Origin of the sequence: Amantichitinum ursilacus (assembly GCF_001294205.1) — a bacterium.
Taxonomy (GTDB): domain Bacteria; phylum Pseudomonadota; class Gammaproteobacteria; order Burkholderiales; family Chitinibacteraceae; genus Amantichitinum; species Amantichitinum ursilacus.
Genome location: NZ_LAQT01000007.1, coordinates 1 through 16,843, shown reverse-complemented (window position 1 = coordinate 16,843; position 16,843 = coordinate 1). Strand labels below are relative to the sequence as shown.

Sequence of the window (16,843 nt, the reverse complement as noted above, 5' to 3'; positions counted from 1 at the left end):
ATTGAGATTATTGATTGCGACTTTACAAATAAAAAAGCGAACCGAAGTTCGCTTTTTTATTAAATATTATTTCTTGAAAATTCTGCTTATCCAGCCGGGCTTGGCGATTGGAGCATCGATCTTCTTCAGCAGGAACAGCACTTCGCCTAGATCCGGAAATTCTTCCCTTTTTAGCCGATCGATAACACGTTCGAGTAGCGCGTCATTTGAAAATGGCATTGGCTCCGGCAGAAAGACATAATCCGGTTCAAACAGGGGATGATCTACTCTTGGGTTTGGAAGCCCAAGTTGCTCTCGCAAACGGAACCACGCGAGAATCAGCATTGGAAAACGGGTTTGAAGTAAGTCATTTGCGAACTCACGTTCAACCGTAGGGCGGGTCCGATGAGTGTAGTAATCGCAAAGCCAGACTAGCTCGTTCGACAATGGGGTTAGATCCGTGTCGTCCCAATGCTCTAAAAGTAAATTTAGTGTTGGCTCACCACAACACTCTCCAGGCAAAAATATATCGGGCTCTTCCCCGTCGAACGATTTACCCCAGCCGTTGAACTCCCAACACTGGGAGTCAAAGTATATTCGTAAGAACCAATGAAACAGCGGATTAGAGAATTCGCCAGCCGTGTCGTGATACATTCTGTTTTTATATTCGTCCAGAATTTCTCGGCCTAAAACATTTGCCTCTTTGGTCCAGTTAAAAAAGACACATCCAGAGAGAGCGTCCACAGCAGTATGGAATGAGTGCCCGCTGGTGCTCTTTGTGGCCCGATGCATAAGCAGGGCGTCCCAATAGCGGTATACATTCTGCTTTTGTAGGGGCTCGCCCCATGAAGTGCAGTATTTAAACATCGAGAATGCGGCTTCGATCTCATAATGCAATCCGACGCCCAAATGCGACCTTACTCTATAAAAAAAGGGCGGGGTGGCGGGCCGATCCTTTTCAATAATATCGTAAAAAGGATTGCCGCCCTCACCATATATTTTCAATGCATTGCGACTTACTGCCCATTGCTCTTCGTATACCGGAAGATCGTTCTCCAGGCGTTTGATAATCGCTGAGACCGGCATCCAGCTTTTTAAAATTCCATATCTCTTCATCGGTAAGCTCGATTAATTAGTCTGAAACGGCACATATACCGAACAGTATGGTGCACTTAACCTTATCTTGAATAAATTGACGAAGAATAAACTCGAATTCGGACGGTTTGCATATTAATCAGCAATCGAGTAATGCGGATTCGTTCCATATAATAGAGTCAATATTTGCTGCGAAGGCGAGGGCCACTAATCCGGCAAACCCTTCGTGGTCACGCCTACTTTTGTTGGCAAGCATGGTCCGCGCTTCGTACTCTACGCATTCTTTATCTTCTTCAAAGATCGAAAAGCGAAAAAATCTGGGTGAACCGGTTTGCCCTATATAGACATCGCTTTGGCCAAATTTTAGTATCCCTCATCGTCATTTCAGTTTCAACGCACGGAGCGGGAAGCTAAAATTTTTCCAAAAAAGGAGACAATATGTCGCTGATTTCGGCGGTCGATTTCGGGCTGGATCGTAGGGGTACAGAAAAGCTGGCTGGCATCGCTGAGGTCCTGGGTTTTATGATCCGGTCAGGCGTTTAATGCTTGGGTTCGCCCGGTGGCGCTCTCCCGCAGCGCGGCAGATCAGCTGGGTGATCGCGTGTCTGACCCGTGGGCCATCTAAATCACCAGTCCTTGATCGAATATGCTTCGGTTAAGTTTTGCAAAACCTGATTTGGCTACCGTTCATATTAGGCACGTTATTCGTCAGGGATGATGAAAATACCCTCAATTAATTGTTCGCTGAAAGATTCCAGCGATTGCAGCGCGGCCCGAAAAGCGACGCCCGATACGCCTGAATCGGATGTCGGAAAATGAAGTTCCTCAACGTCGTCATATTCGATTTCAAAGTGTTCCCGCACCTTGGCAAGAGGATCACCAACTCTAATGTTTTCGAAAAGTTTTCCCATATAGCCGTCGCTAACTTCGAGCCAATCGAGAATGCCAGCTGTAAAATGGACCCTTAATATCCCTTGCTGATAATAATAAGTCCCGTCAGTCGTGATGGCGGGGTCAGCTGAGGACAGACTGGGCTTTAGTAGCCAGCCCGACTCCCGAACCACTACCTCTTGAATCTGACCATCGCTCAGATTCCATCTTTTCGCTGTGCAAAAAATGTCCTCAAGCTCAAAAAAAGTCGCCCCCAGATGGAAGCCAGCACCAGATTTTCCAGGGACTATTTCTGCTGATAGGTAAGCTGCATTCATAGATTCAGTTCTGAATTTAGCGTGATTGATATTGCGAAATGCTCCAATGCTCGATGGAATAATTTCCTTTCGAAGTAGACCGTCGCAATTGTGCAGTAAGTAGATGCATCTTTGTAACCAAGTTCAATAGCACGCCCCAAGTCTGCGAGGGACAAATCGAACTCCTTTAGCATCGCATATGCGGTTCCGCGATCGGCATATGCCATCGCGCATGCCGGGTCTACTTTAAGACATCGCCATATAATCCAGGTGCGTCTTCGACACGGCCTTGGGTTAGAAAGCTGCGGGCACGTATGCAAAATGGCGATAAGTCTAGCGTTGCTTCGCTCATCGAGGTGCTCTCCACAAACTTTTATCAGCAGTTTCTGCCGAAGTTTTCAATTAGCTGCATAAGGTAGTTTTCCATGACATCGAGCTTTATCGCCGATGCATAGGGGCGAGTGGGGTCTTGTATAGCATTCTCTCGGATAACTTGGGGTATATCTTGGCTCAACCACAGTTCCCGATGGGGATAGATGGCATATTGTTCGGTACCGATCTTTTCTACAAGCATGTGCCCGCGCCATGACTCCTCATAAAGACGGTCCGAAATGCCTACAATAAACACAATGGCTCTTTCGCCAGTTTTCAGAATCGGATCTCCAAAGCGGCCGGGAGAATGAACGAATTCGATCTCGTCACTCGCTGATAATCCTTCGATCCATCTGAGGGCCGAATATGTGCGCTCCACCTTTGCGCGCAAAACTTGTGCGCGAGGAGAGCTTTTGGTTGTCACCATTACCACGTCATACTCCGCGATCTTATCCGCCAGGAAACTGGATTTGCTCATAATGGGGTCCATGGAGCTGTGGTCAGCAGTGGCTTGCGCTCCGTCACCTCGATCTCAGGTTGCCATGGAGCGCAAGTTACTTCTTTCCAATGATAAATGAATGAAGTGACTTCTGTTTCTGTTGCATAGCGGTCAGCCGGTAACTCTTTTTTCCACTTTAACGTTTGCGAACCGTGTTTGGCCGCTGCAAGAATAATTCAAACAATCCGGGTCAACCTCGGAGAAGCTAATGTTATCCAGATAATGCTCGTCGGGATCTTCGAAGTAGGGCCCCATGCATCGAAAATCATGGATCTGTTGAAGTTGGCCTCGTACCGTCCAATAATGCATTCAAAGGTCCGGGTTGTTAAAAAAAATCCACCCCCTCGCCGGATTGATGGTAAGTAGCTTGCTGATTTTGGTAATTATAAATATAAGATTCAATGAAATCAGGTCTTATGGTTCCATTCTCGGATCCGCATAAAGCTCCAATCCGCCGAAGCGGGGTAGGGTCCATTGCGACTACCGTTATCTGCATATCTTGCGCGGGTACCATCTAGAAGAGTCGAGTTTCATTCCTGGTTATTTCTGTATTTTTCGTCGAAATCATATTTGTCTAAAAGGGGTGGCCAGTCCAGTTCCCTATTATCCGTCCGGTTAAGACCAGATTGCGCCGCGAGAATCAGATCGTCTTTAATGTCTTCAAAAAAGCTGCAGAGACTATGGGCAATAACCCGGGCATTCACTAGCGCCGACCTGGCTGCGAGCAAATCGTTTTGCTTTAACGCAAGACGGTGAATGCGCATGTAATTAGACAGTAGCGCAGTTAGTCTTTCAAAATCTTCATCGAGATTGACGCGATAGTTTATATTCCATTCCTCGTTAAGCTCATGAGTTGAAATACCCCGAGACTCCGCCAGTTCCGCTAACGAAATCTTGATTTCATTGAATTTGGTCATTGCAGTCTCCTACCGGCTGCGGCATCAGATTTTTTTCGAGTGACTGTTGCGTCCAGATTTTAGCGGACTAACAGTTTTTGCTTTTGTAAAATAATTTGAGTTCTTTATGTTCACAATCAATAGAAGGTTTGGAAAAATATTTTTCTATTATCGATTGTGCTTCTTCTTTGAGTTCGGGGGTGTCGACGGCCAGGTTGGTCAGCGCCATTTTTGTAAACATATATATTTCTGCCAAGGGATATTCGGCGGTGTCTGGCGATATTCCGCTAATTTTCTCCTGCGCCCAGCAACGTCCTACGAGAATGCCTTGTGAGTTGGTCAACGCATTCCCGTTTTCGTTGGCGGTATCTATTTCCCACCCCGGATCTCCGCCGCAATACCCACCGTTTCCGTCGGCTATAAGTTCTTTGATAAATCGATCCAGGGGTTGTCGGGTCCCGTTCACCATTTTTCCGATGCAATAAAACAAGAGTTCAAGCCGCGATCCCGATTCGACTGGGGGTAGATCATGCGATGGGCGATAGGTCGTCAAGTTCATGTCTGGGCTCCTGGGGAAATACGATTTTGAGCTCGGGTCGTCCAGTTTTAGTATGGGTACGCATCTCAAGACAAGCCTTTCCAACTTTAACGATTGGATACCCGTCCACTGAGTTGATGGAATTATTTTCATGGTGGCAATATCTTCCATCGGGGGGGGCGATGTAAACGGCAGGGCATTCAAGCAATAAAAATTACTTCAGATCATAGGCAGCAATAATCTGATTGACTTCATTTGCACGGTGCGGGTGCTTAAGCGCAATGTTTTGCAAAGCCATTAATATAAACTTTCTGACCTCGCAGATCGTGTAGTAGGCGGCCTCTTCCGGGATACCACTAGTAGCAGAATCCGCCCATGCTTCGTAGCAAGTCGAGTCATTCTCCGCAGAAGTTAGTAAATGCTGCTTCCATAAATCAGGCCGGATAGCCGAATCTGCGTCGGATATGATGTTCAAGGACCAACCTGGGTCGCCTCCCGAAGGGGCAAATTCATCTTCGATAAGAATGCCTTTAAGGTGACGGTCTAGCGGCGACGATGCGGCGTATAGAGCGAAAGATACGCAGTAAAAAAGAAGTTCGTATTTGCTACCGACCCCAATTCCCGGAAGATAATCACAGACTCGATATGTGTTCATTTGAGCATTCGATCCAGCATTTTAGTCGGGAATACCATGCATATTGCGAGTGTTCCTGCTTTCTACTTAAGGGTACAACGAAATCCACGCCGTTAACTTTTGTTATAGGTTGCGTGCTCGCTTGATGAGTATAAGAATACGCCGTATTCCCGCCGATACCAATGATCAACAAGTTCATTACAAACTAGAGATGCTGCCCGGATATCAAGAGCCATATCTAACTATTTCGTTTTGCTGAACGTCAACAATCACCGATCCCGGTATGACACGAAAATAGTCTTGTATAAGAATCATTTCGTTGGTGTATTCTCGCTCAGGATCATTGTTAAAAACCAATCTGATTCGTCTATCAAACCTTTCAGGGTTATTTAAACGCTCCTTAAGGACTTTGGCTATTTCAATCGAATCTTCCTTTACGTAATCTCCCTCTTCATAGCTGATGCGGGATGACCAAGAGTCCCATCGGAGGATAAGCGTGTCCCGATTTACAAACGGGAGCCGATCAACTTCTATGGAGAACCGGTTGTCTGTGTGAAACGCTCGTTTCAATCCTTGCTCTAGAGTTTCGTTGGACATTACGGGGGCGAATGAATCTAGCAGGACATATAAGGCAAAGCTCATTTTAGTTTCCCCTCCAGGGGGCCAGCCCCGCTAAAGTTGATCGAAGTAAATGGTTCTGTTTTGGGTCCGCGGCGTGAACGATTCCCCCGGGTCGATTTAATGTTGTTCAAAACACTCTGAGATTGGCTTGTGTAACGGGTGAAATCACAATATTGAATGGGAGTCTATTGTCAGCGGCATACTAATCCCGTTGCCCGCGCCGAGTGCGTTGTCCAGTTCTTTCACCTCGGTAGTACCCAGGCCTTGCGGGTTGTTAATGGCGCCGGTTTCGACCATCGCGACCGTGCCGCCCGTCACATTGCCGCATAACCCTGCGGTAATGGCACCCGCAAGCCGACAGTCTATGCCCCCCGCCCCAATCGGATTCAAGCTGGTTCGCTACTGTGAGCAAATCGGCACGTTGGATCGGCGTTAGCGGCGAGCCGTCCGCGTTTTTCGCATCGGGATCGGTTGCTTTGGTTTTCGCAATCCGCACTTCGGTGACGCGCCGTTATTTGTCAGCTGGCCAGCATTCGGTACTTTGCTAATTCCTGGTCGTAACCCGATGGAGGAGCCCGGGTTTGCGATTTTCTAATTTTGTTTGGACCAAAAACTCAGGTAATCCTCAGATTTTATATAGATGCCAATTTCATTCGCGATTTTAGAAAAATATCCGCGTTCGAGCACTATCTCGCCAACCGAGAAGCCCGATGTTCCACAGCCATAGATAATTTTTTCAAAGTCTCCGCTTTGAATAAGAAATATATCGCATTTTGCGTCTTGCAAACTCTGCGTGCTTATCAAATACGTGTAATCGTTATCCAGATCGGACTCAAAAGGCGGATAGGCGATTTCGTACAGGGCATCGTAGACGTCCCGAGTTGGACGCAAAAATTGATCTTGTGCCACCTCCCTGTTGGTGTCGCCCATTTTCGATATGCCCACCAAGTCAATGTGATATGTAATCACTTGTAGGTTCGACGGAAAAATATTTCCGCCGATCGAAAACAGGAAGATTCCGTTGCGAAAAGTTTTATCACTCCAAGGATCAACTTTTTCTGCTATAACTGCGAATTTGTAAGGGTCGCCGAATATCATTTCGTCCTTATTGTTACCTGGTGTGCGATTCTGTTCAAAGCTTTATGGGGCCAGAGGATATATAGTGATTGCCTCTGTACGCGAATACTCGTCCGCAATGTCCAAAATCAAATTGAGATCTTTAGTGGCTGCCTGCCGAGGGTAACGATCTCCCAGAATTGCAATCGTTTCCCGCGGCTTGGCGGGGCTGTTAATCGTTAGAACCTCGTACTCGCCGTCTTCATCTATTTCGCCCGCCATTAACAGGAAAAATTCATTCTCGGCGTAGATGGTAAGTTCCTGAATTCCAGTATCCGGGACGGGCTCAGGAGTAAATTTAAGTACTCCCATCAAGCTTTGCAGCTTCGTTAGCATGCGCTCGATCTGGCTTCGATCGGGGCTTCGAATGATTTCAAATTGCTCGCGTTCATTGTTCTGATTAATTGCAAATCCACCGGCTCTCATTTTTATTCCAATTTCATCTTAGGGTTTTCGTTCAAGGCATCCATATATAAGGCTTCGACGTTTTAATTTCGCTGTCTACAGATTTTTTAGCCATGAACGGAAGGATTCTAAATCAACAGAATTTTTCGGGATTGGATGTAATAAAAATAACTGAAGCCAGCTTTTTTTTCTGAATCGGGCACTACTATTCAGAATAGAATACATCCAGTTTAAATTTGCTATTTGTAACATCTGCAAATATTTTACAACCCTGCCAAGCTGGTTGCCCCTGCTCGATAAAAAATTGTCTGAGTTCAGTAAACAGGTTAAAAACGCTATCGTTTAATTTAGCGCCACCGAGAAAATAGCTGCTCTTGCCTTCTTCATCCACGTAGTCATACTCTAACGTAGCACTCTGAGCATCATCATCCAGAACGATGGCGACCACTAACTCACGCACCTGTGTAGGGGCTGCGGCATAGGCTAGCGAACTAATCGCCTGGCATATCTCGATATCTCGACTGATCATTACACCCACCTGCGCTATTTATATAACTCTCTGCACTTCAAGCTGAACTCTGACTTCGAACTTTACGGTAAAACCATCTGGCGGACGCCGGATCCAGTATCGCTGGGTTCAGCAGGTATATTTTCTACTTTAGCCGTTTATTAATGCTTTGATTTGCGGGTTATATTTGCAAATAACCTCTGCGATAACGGGCTAATAAAATTGCAGGGGTAGGTCGTTCGCCCATGCGAGTAGAGGGCTCTCCGATGCATCGAGCGGATGACGCAAAGCCCCTTACCCAAATCAATAGTTTTTGAGCGGCCGTCATCCCCGCAGAAAAAGCGTTCCTCGGTCCATGGCCACCGAAATTGCACCAGGCGGGGGCTCAAATTGATCTTCCAGTGAAGATTTCAGAAATAGAGCAATGTCGAGAAAATGTTCCCCAATTTCGTGCGCATCTACAGAATCAGAAGAGGCGACCCTGATGGAGTCCGGGCACCAACTTTCTTCGAATGCGAAAATGAGCGACCTTATCGCGGACAAGTCGTTTACATCATAGCTGCTCGGTAGCGAGATGAGCACGCTATTGCTTAGACGGATCGATGGGTAATCGATGCCGCATCGAATCGAGAGTGATGCGGCGTCGTTGCTGCCCTTGCCATTCCAGATTGAAATACCGAATCCTAGACCCGGAATGGGCTCCTTTGTTGTGTCGTATCGATTGACACCAGATACGAACAGAGATTGAAGGGTCTCTAGCGAATCATGGGTGATAATTTCACCCATGGACGCCGATTTCCGTGTCCTCCCTTTTTTTCGCCATCCATGAAAAGAAGATGAATTTTCACTGAGGGCTTTAAGAAATCGTACCGTACGAAGTGAACATTCTTCAATGCTCTCGGTACGGGGCCCCCAATAGGCTGCAGCAAAATATGAGCTCATTAGTTAACCTTTGGCTTTGTATATATAACTTTGATGCCGCCCACGCCATTTTGCTTCAGCAATCTTTGAATTGCGTTCGCTGCAACAGGCTCTGCGACGATCCATTCGACTGTTGCACCTTTGGCTGCAGCGCTTTGTCGCGTTGCTTGCTCAACGAGGGCGGCCGCCCCGGCAAACCAAGGTTTGAATTCCCCATTTTTGTCCACGAATTGGGCGTATCCAGGGCCTTTAGTTTCCAACAGTGTGCCATTGGCGCTCACCCCGTCAAATTTCACGCCGTCAATAACATACGCCTGGTCCACGGACCCCGTTATTTGCTGTTGATAATCACGAGCCCGCTGAGGCATGCTTTCGTTCACGGAGGTCCAAACGCCAGCAGGTGCAGGTGTGATCTGATTGCCCTCGGGGTTCGTTTTATCGCTGCCTGTGCTGGCGATTATTCCCAATCCGGTGATCGGTCCGTTATTAGGCGTCGCAATAATCCCGTTCCCCGTGGAGGTCTGCCCCGGATTCGCAAGAATGGTCGCCCCGTTCTGCCCGATCGCATTGTTAACCAACACGCCTTTATTCTTGTCCGTCGCCGGAACATTCTGCCCCGGCGGGCTGGTGTTGCCGTGTTGATGCGCGGGCTGGACCAGCGTGCTGACGGCGCTCAGCCAGTCCGAGATCGACGTCATCATGCTGGCGTTCAGCGGATAGGCGGCCGCCAGCGTCGTCAAAAGCGTCGCTTTGGTGTATTTGCCTTGCTCTACCAACTGGCTCAGGGTGCTGAGGATGGTTGGCGTCTGGGTTCCCAGGTCCGGGAATGCCGGGCCTTGCTTGCCGAACAGCAAATCCTCGGTACTCGGTTTGGCGGTCGCCTTATCCCAGTAATACTGGAAGACGTAACCCATCGGGTCGACGCCCGGTTTGAGCGTCAAGGTCGCGTTATTTTCTGTCTCTGTGCGGCCCGTAGTAACGACGGTCCCCGCATCCGCGCTCAGACCTGATGCAACCGAGATACCGGCGAGTATGGTCTGCACGGTGTTGGTCCGGTCTTCCTTGTCCGTGGCCGACAGGTCAGCGCCTTTGCTCTTGGTGGCCTGGTCCAGCAAGTTGTTCAGCACAACGCTGGCCGATGCGCCGAGCGCGCCCGCAGCGCAGCTTTGATTGCTGGCGGCAGCGCCAGCGCAACCCACGATGCCCTGCAAGGCTGCGCGCGCGTTCTCGTCGCCGAGCGCGTTGGCCAGTTCTTTCACCTTGGTCGTACCCAAGCCTTGCAGGTAGTTAATGGCGCCGGTTTCCACCATCGCGGCCGTGCCGCCCGTTACATTGCCGCTTAACCCTGCGGTAATGGCACCCGCAAGCCGACGGTATGTGCCACCGGGCCCCCAATCGGATTCAAGCTGGTTTGCTTCTGTGAGCAAATCGGCACGCTGGATCGGCGTTAGCGGCGAGCCGTCCGCGTTTTTCGCATCGGGATCGGTTGCTTTGGTTTTCGCTGTCTGTGCTTCGGTGACGCGATTGTTGACGTAGGTACCGGTCTGGTTGATCAGCTCCTTCGCCACCGTAAACCCGGCTTCGATCTGGGTTTTGTCGAAGATCGGTTTCAGCGCGCCGGTGGTGTCTTTGTCGGTCGAGACGGAGGTGTCCAAAGACGCCAGGGTTTCCGCTGCCGTCTTGCCGGTCTTCGCCAACTGGCCCGCTTCATCGGTGATGGTCAGGCTACCGGCGCTGATGCCGCTGCGGGTGATACTCCCGCTGTCGCCCGTTGCCGCCATCACGATTGGCGTACCGGTCGAGAAGCCGCTCTTGTTACCGCTGCCCGGCACCTTGGTACCGGCCGAAGCAACATCGCCGTCCTGGGTTTTACCCACGCCGCCATTGTTCGAACCAGAAGAAGCGCTACCGCCATCTCCCTCCGACAGCTGCTTCATCCCCCCACCGCCCTGGCTGTAGCCCCCGCCAATCCCCACACTGGTAGCGCTGTAGTGCGCGTAATTCTCGATATCGGAGTAGGTGAGGGTGCCGGTCGTGAATGAATTCGCCTTGTTATCGATGGCGGCCTGGCTGCTTTCCACCACCGCACCCTTCAGATCCGTATTTCCTTTAACGTTAACCTGGAAGCCGCCATCGCCCGCGCGGATGCCCGATTGCTCCATCACGCTGGCGTAGTCGCTGTTCATCTTCTGCTGGCTGGCGTTGGCGCTGGCGCTGAAGCCATAGCCGACGGTGACGCTACCGCTGACCTGCTGGTCCTTGCTGTCGTACTTGTGCGTGTCCTGCAGGCTTTCGATATTCAGGTTGCCGCCGACGTTGGCGACGACCTGGTTGCCGCTGACCACGGCGCCCTTGATGTTGGTGTCGCCGCCGGAATCAATGCCGACCGTCTTGCCGGCGCTGATGTGGCTGTTGGTCCAGCTCTGGTCGGTGCCGTCGCTGCCGCCTTTGCCCAGCGCGGCGTTGGCGGTGATCCCGGCGGCAAAGCCGTTCTTGCCATAGGTAATCGCCACGCCGACGCCCGCGCTCTGGTTGCTGCTGTCGCTGTGTTGTTCGTTGGTGTTGCTGGCCGCGAGCAGGTTGACCGTTCCGTCGGCTTTAAGCAGCACATTGCCGCCGCCCTTGATGTCGCTGCCCTGTACGGTCAGGTTGCTGTCCGCACCGGCGCCGGTCGCCTTGATGATGACGTCACCGCCTGCGGCCACTTTTGATCCGGCCGCAGTGCTGCCGCTTTGCGTGGTTTTGCTTTCGTTCTTCGACTGGCCGTAGGTGATCGAAACGCTGACGCCTCCGGCGTTCTGCGGATCGGCCTTCATCGCGTCGTAGTTGTTGACGGCCGCCAGCGCGGTCGCGCCGCCGGCCAGGGCCTGCACGCGTTTGTCAGAGGTCTGGCTGGCCGCCTGCTTCATCTGCTGCGCGGTCTGCAAGGCGCTGATCACGGGTGCACTGACAGCGACGGTGATGCCGCTCTGTTTGAACTCGCTCTGCTGGGTGCTGCTGCTGGCCTGCTGCGTCTCGACAATCTCGACCTTCTTGCCGCTGATGCCGATATCGCCGGCCAGCGCGGTGACGTTGCTGCCTTCCTGGCGGTACAGGTTGCCCGCGGTGATGACCACGTTGCCGCTGGTGGCGCCGACGTTGGAGGCGTTGGCGCTCTGGCTGGTTTGCGTGGCGTCGGCCGTCTGTTGCTGCGTGCCATAGGTGAAGCCCGCACCGCCGGTGCCGAACAGGCCGGATTTGCTGGTCTTGCTGCTGTTGTTGGTGGTCTGGGTGTCGATGCTGGCGACGATTTTTACGTCATTGCCCGCGCTCAGCGTGGTGCCCGCGTCGGAGGCCACATTGCTGCCGGTCAGCGTCAGATCGTGCCCGGCGCTTATGTGCAGGTTGCTGGCGGCGTCGATCATGCCGCCCAGGTTGGTCAGGTCGAGTCGTGGGGCGGGGATTCAAAAGGCGAACGGGAGGCCGTTCGCCTGACGGTCGATCAGACTGGTTTGCCGGTGACGACGTCGAAGTTGCCAGTGTCAGTGCGTAGCGGAATCAGGATGATGCTGCCATTCAGCAGGCTGGCGTGAATTGCAATATCGTCTTCAAATCCGGCGCGGAGCAGATCGTCGTAATTGAAGATTAGTTTGCGGATTTCTGGATTGTCAGAAGATTGCTCAATTCCAATAATGCGTGAATTTGGAGTCGAGTGCGGGACTGACTTATACTCTGCGGTAGCCATGGTTACTTCCTGTTTAAGTGATTTTGGTTAGCGGGTCATCGGTGTTGACGCACCGGTGGCTCGCGCTTCATTTCGCAGTTAATGAATCGATAATTGTCCTGGGTGGATTGGGTAATCACCTCGCTGATTGAGTCGCGAGGTGATAGATCATGCTAACAGAACGAATGTTCTGAATGGTGAAATTTTTCTGTTAAAACTCGCAATCAAAATTGGCTTATTGAGATTATTGATTGCGACTTCACATTAAAAAAAGCGAACCGAAGTTCGCTTTTTTATCAGGTCATTTTTGAGGCCAGATCGGGTCACCGTGTGTTCTCGCCGTCTCGCCATTCAAAATTTAATGTTCTGCATCTGTAGACCAGACCTCCGCGCCTTCGTCATCGATCCATACCAAGTCTCCCGGTGTCCAGTATTTGTATCCGCCGGTGTTCTCGTCTTCTATGTAAAAGAATAGGTCATCATCAAATTCCGATTCCGCTGGCCATTGATCCCGATATTCTTTGACAATCTGTTGCTGATCCATGCTCAATAGGACGTGATTTCGTCCTATCTTTACCTTGTTGTTCTTAAGTAGGTATTCCAAGGTATACAAAAAAGCGGCTATCCTTTTTTCAAAGGGCCAAACTGTGGGCACTATATAACTCCATAATGCACCCGAGTGCATGCCCATCCGCCGATCGTAACTAAGCAGGCTTTGAATGTAACCGTCGATAAGACAACGTTCTTCCATAGATAAAGTAGACATGGTTCTTACTTAAATTTCAATTCGCCTCCGCCTGCGCTGCCTTTAGGGGTCGGTCGGAAAGTCGGGGTGTTTATTAATATCCGAGGTCCATTTGACATCGGTACTGGATGCGCTACTTGAGTAGTGGCGCAAAGTTATGGAGATGCCTGTTTGAGGATCTTTAAACGGGTATATATCCCCTTCCCGGGCACCGGTCGTGCAGCTGCTTAGTGCCAGCGGATTTTTAATAGGCTATCTCAGCGAGAACATGTAGAGGAAACAGGGACGTGCTCTATTTCCACCGCTGGGCCGATTTCCTCTCGCAGCTTTCCAACTAATGTGATCCCTTTTAGATTGTGAGCATCTAATTCACTTTGGTTTTAAAACCTGAATCTGGAGGGTAATCATCATGAAAAGTTGATTGGAAGATGGTATCCCATGATTCTATCTCCGCAGAAAGCTGACTCGATATTCCTGGTTCGGAGGCCTCCATAAACCCCATCGCCTCGGCATCGGGGCAGAAAAATGGTGGCACCCCGTATTCATTACTAAATCTCAGTTTTTTCATTTTGCATTACTCCAGGTGGAAACCGGATTAATGCCTAGCGCTGCTGCCTTTTTAAAATGTGCGTTAGGTTTTTTTGAGTTTTAGTTTCGACTTCAAACCAAATCAAGTAATTTTTTAAATTTATTGTTCATTGCCTTGAATTCTGTAAAGGTCATATCTAAATTGTCATTTAATAATAAATATACGCCATCATTTATTATCTCTACCAAAAGTGCGTCGCCTTCCAATCTTGATTTAACTGTTCTGGGTCCAAAACCTAAAGCCCGCTCGCACAGTGCTTCCCCCCAGAATTGCGCGGGCGCTAATGTGAAAATATGATGCCGGGCGTCGACATTGCCGTTTCTTTCCTCACGGAATTGATTGAAGACGGCATTTGCCCAAACGCTGTTACCATCGGCGTCATATGCAGTGCTAGCGTCTGGAACGGGCTCGAACCCGCCTTCGTAGCCGGCCTTATAATCGGAGAAGTATACGACAGCGGACGAGGGTTTAATTGCAGCAATAATTTCGGGGAAGTTTTTTCTTAGAAGCGTTTTGTAATCAATAGCCCTATTTGATGACTTGAATTTATACAAAAGAAGATCGTCAAATTGTGCGCTGTCATGATACTTGTAGCTTTGCCCTCTAAAAAGGTAGTGGGCATAAAACTGCAGTCCGCGCACTTTAAGTCGCGGCGAAAATACAGCGGTCGCACCTCGACATTCTGGAGGTGGAGGTAACTCGAGACCCTTTAGCCCCAATGGTTCGTCGATCGCACTAAGAGCGCTCATAAACTCGTTGTGGCGCGTCTCGATGCTCACATCTTGCGATGCTTGGCTTCGAAGCGTCAGGTCGATTTCGAAGGTAGCCATTATTTCCTCACTCGGACGGATATGGTGCTTGTGAAGCCGGTCTGGTCAATGAACTTTTGTGCGGCATTCGCCGCTTTTAAATTCGGGAATTCGTAGACTACTTTAAAGCCGGGATTTTGCTCAAGCGCGCTCTTTATTTTTGTCAAAGAGTCTTTCAAGTCATTTTGCGCTTCAGGAATCCATAACGGTAGTTGCCGTTTAGAGTCGATTAGCAGCAGAGTGCTACCGTCGGGGGGTGTCTCGATCCCATCGAATCGTATGTAATTAACCCCGTTTGGAAACGGATTGTCATATCGCAGCGCAGGAACCGCTGGCTTGACGGTTCCGAGATCCGTGAACGCGCCGGAGGTTCCGCTTTGAAAGTCGATCGCGTTCTGCTTACCGCGTGGGGTCTCTGCCACATAAATCAGTCCCTCGTTTTTGCCGATCAGCGCACGTGCTTCTTTCTCGGTCAGTACCGTCGTATATGGATTCGGCAACAACTCGCCTGGCGTTTGGGTTTTGCCTGCGGTTTGCGCAGCAGCCCCAGCGACTTTGCCACCACTCGACGCGAGCGCCGCATCGGCTGCAGTTGAGCCACCCAGCAATCCATACACCAGTTCGGCGGTGGCGGGAGATACACCGAAGCCTTGCTGGATCAGCTTTCCGCCAATTGTGGATGTTGGGTCACCGGTAATCGCGGTTGTGGCTCCGGCGGTGGTCTGGTCTATGCCCCACGCCGTGGTAGCGATCCCCAGTGCCGCCACGCCGCAGCCCACGCCCACGGTGCAGGATGCACCGCCTGCGGCAATGGCGCTCCCGCCCACGGCGGTCGCTGCTACACCACCCGCAGCCTGAGCAACGCCCAGCGCGCGCGTACCCACCTGATACTCCGACAAAAAGTCTTTCGTTCCGTCAGAAGCCGAGTACGTAAACAGCGGCACCGTATCCACCAGTTGCTGCGACGAGCTCTTGGTCACCTTTTCGCTCTGACTGGCGAGGAGGGTGCGTTCCGCTTTCAGGTCATCGCTATCGCCGACCTTTGCCAGCTGCAGATAGAACGCGCGCTCTGCGCTGCCAGCTGGATATTGCTCGTAGCACTGGATCAACGCGCAAGCCGCCGCGACCAGGCGAGCCTCTTTCTTCTGATCACCACCCGCCAGCACCTGGATACGCTTGATCTCGGATTTGGTCGCCAGCCGGTTATTTTCCGTCTCAATCTGCGCCGCGTTCGCCGTCGTTGCCGGGTTCAGCCCCGTCAGCGTCGAGATCCCCGCCAGCAGCGTGCCGACTTCCTTCGCGCGTTCTTCCTTCTCGGTCGGGGAGAGCGTGGTGCTGTTATTGATCTGGTCGAGCAGGTTGTTGATGACGCTGCCGCCTGCCGCGCCGAGTGCCGCCGCACCGCAAGCCTGCGAACTGGCCGCTGCGCCGGCGCAGGCGACGATGGCATGCAGGCCGGCGCGGGCGGTTTCGTTGTCCAGCGAGTCGGCGATTTCCTTGACCTTGCTCGCGCCCAGTTCTTGCAGGTACGCCACCGTCGCGCCCTGCACCAGCCCGGTTACGCCGCCGGTGACATTGCCGCCCACGCCCACGGTCAGCGCCGTGGTGATCTGGCGGTAAGTGCCGCCCGGGCCCCATTCGGCTTTCAGTGTTTCGGCTTCCGTTGCCAGATCCTGGCGTTGCTGGTCGGTCAGCGGTTTGCCGTCTGCGCCGATGCCGCTCTTGGCCTGGGCCGCTTTGGTTTCGGCTTCCTTCGCGCGGTTGTCGAGGTAGGTGCCGGTCTGGTTGATCAACTCCTTCGCCACCGTAAAGCCGGCTTCGATCTGGGTCTTGTCGAAGATCGGTTTCAGTGCGCCGGTGGTGTCTTTGTCGGTCGAGACGGTGGTGTCCAATGACGCCAGCGTTTCTGCTGCCGTCTTCCCGGTCTTCGCCAACTGGCCCGCTTCATCGGTGATGGTCAGGCTGCCGGCGCTGATGCCGCTGCGGGTAATGCTGCCGCTGTCGCCCGTTGCCGCCAGCACGATTGGCGTACCGGTCGAGAAGCCGCTCTTGTTGCCGCTGCCCGGCACCTTGGTACCAGCGGATGCCACATCACCGTTCTGGTCTTTACCGACACCGCCATTGCTGGATGCAGACGAGGAAGTACCGCCATCCTGCGACAGCGACTTCATCCCACCGCCGCCCTGGCTGTAGCCGCCGCCGATGCCGACACTGGTGGCGCTGTAA

At 51.5% G+C, this 16,843-nt stretch carries 16 protein-coding genes; all 16 read right to left on the bottom strand.

Annotated features, from left to right (window positions below; translation table 11 throughout):
• Window positions 1-66: 66 nt before the first annotated feature.
• Window positions 67-1,095 carry a hypothetical protein gene (locus tag WG78_RS08700; protein WP_053937426.1) on the bottom strand — a complete coding sequence of 343 codons (1,029 nt, stop codon included), beginning with the start codon at window positions 1,093-1,095 and terminating at the stop codon, window positions 67-69.
• 680 nt (window positions 1,096-1,775) lie between these two features.
• The gene (locus WG78_RS08695) at window positions 1,776-2,282 is read right to left on the bottom strand and encodes a hypothetical protein (RefSeq protein WP_053937425.1); all 507 of its coding nucleotides are present in this window, start codon (window positions 2,280-2,282) and stop codon (window positions 1,776-1,778) included.
• 355 nt (window positions 2,283-2,637) lie between these two features.
• Window positions 2,638-3,111, bottom strand: coding sequence for a hypothetical protein (locus WG78_RS08685; protein ID WP_152969133.1), 474 nt, complete (start codon window positions 3,109-3,111; stop codon window positions 2,638-2,640).
• Between the two features lie 551 nt (window positions 3,112-3,662).
• Entirely contained in the window at window positions 3,663-4,049 is a 387-nt protein-coding gene (locus WG78_RS08680) for a DUF6853 family protein (RefSeq protein WP_053937422.1), read from the bottom strand.
• A 67-nt stretch (window positions 4,050-4,116) separates the two neighbouring features.
• Window positions 4,117-4,587 carry a hypothetical protein gene (locus WG78_RS08675; protein WP_152969132.1) on the bottom strand — a complete coding sequence of 157 codons (471 nt, stop codon included), beginning with the start codon at window positions 4,585-4,587 and terminating at the stop codon, window positions 4,117-4,119.
• Window positions 4,588-4,780: 193 nt separating this feature from the next.
• Window positions 4,781-5,221, bottom strand: a complete 441-nt coding sequence (locus WG78_RS08670; RefSeq protein ID WP_053937420.1) for a hypothetical protein — start codon at window positions 5,219-5,221, stop codon at window positions 4,781-4,783.
• A gap of 1,191 nt (window positions 5,222-6,412) precedes the next feature.
• Window positions 6,413-6,919, bottom strand: coding sequence for an Imm42 family immunity protein (locus WG78_RS08655; protein ID WP_053937417.1), 507 nt, complete (start codon window positions 6,917-6,919; stop codon window positions 6,413-6,415).
• 42 nt (window positions 6,920-6,961) lie between these two features.
• Entirely contained in the window at window positions 6,962-7,363 is a 402-nt protein-coding gene (locus WG78_RS08650) for a DUF6911 family protein (protein WP_053937416.1), read from the bottom strand.
• 184 nt (window positions 7,364-7,547) lie between these two features.
• On the bottom strand, window positions 7,548-7,871 hold the full coding sequence (locus WG78_RS08645; protein WP_053937415.1) for a hypothetical protein: 324 nt from the start codon (window positions 7,869-7,871) through the stop codon (window positions 7,548-7,550).
• 303 nt (window positions 7,872-8,174) lie between these two features.
• Window positions 8,175-8,792 carry an Imm52 family immunity protein gene (locus tag WG78_RS08640; RefSeq protein ID WP_373278977.1) on the bottom strand — a complete coding sequence of 206 codons (618 nt, stop codon included), beginning with the start codon at window positions 8,790-8,792 and terminating at the stop codon, window positions 8,175-8,177.
• Complete coding sequence (locus WG78_RS08635; protein ID WP_053937413.1) at window positions 8,792-12,175, bottom strand: hemagglutinin repeat-containing protein; 3,384 nt, start codon at window positions 12,173-12,175, stop codon at window positions 8,792-8,794. The genes WG78_RS08640 and WG78_RS08635 overlap by 1 nt, the downstream gene beginning before the upstream one ends.
• A 77-nt stretch (window positions 12,176-12,252) precedes the next feature.
• A complete protein-coding gene (locus WG78_RS08630) occupies window positions 12,253-12,495 on the bottom strand; it encodes a hypothetical protein (protein ID WP_053937412.1) in 243 nt (80 codons plus the stop codon).
• 337 nt (window positions 12,496-12,832) lie between these two features.
• Complete coding sequence (locus WG78_RS08625) at window positions 12,833-13,240, bottom strand: DUF596 domain-containing protein (protein WP_152969131.1); 408 nt, start codon at window positions 13,238-13,240, stop codon at window positions 12,833-12,835.
• 343 nt (window positions 13,241-13,583) lie between these two features.
• The gene (locus tag WG78_RS22390; protein WP_152969130.1) at window positions 13,584-13,787 is read right to left on the bottom strand and encodes an immunity protein CdiI family protein; all 204 of its coding nucleotides are present in this window, start codon (window positions 13,785-13,787) and stop codon (window positions 13,584-13,586) included.
• Window positions 13,788-13,879: 92 nt separating this feature from the next.
• Window positions 13,880-14,638 (bottom strand): hypothetical protein, encoded by a 759-nt coding sequence (locus WG78_RS08620; protein WP_053937410.1) that lies wholly within the window; start codon window positions 14,636-14,638, stop codon window positions 13,880-13,882.
• Window positions 14,638-16,843, bottom strand: a 2,206-nt coding sequence (locus WG78_RS22685; protein ID WP_053937409.1) for a hypothetical protein, incomplete at its 5' end; no start/stop codon positions are given. The genes WG78_RS22685 and WG78_RS08620, both read right to left, overlap by 1 nt.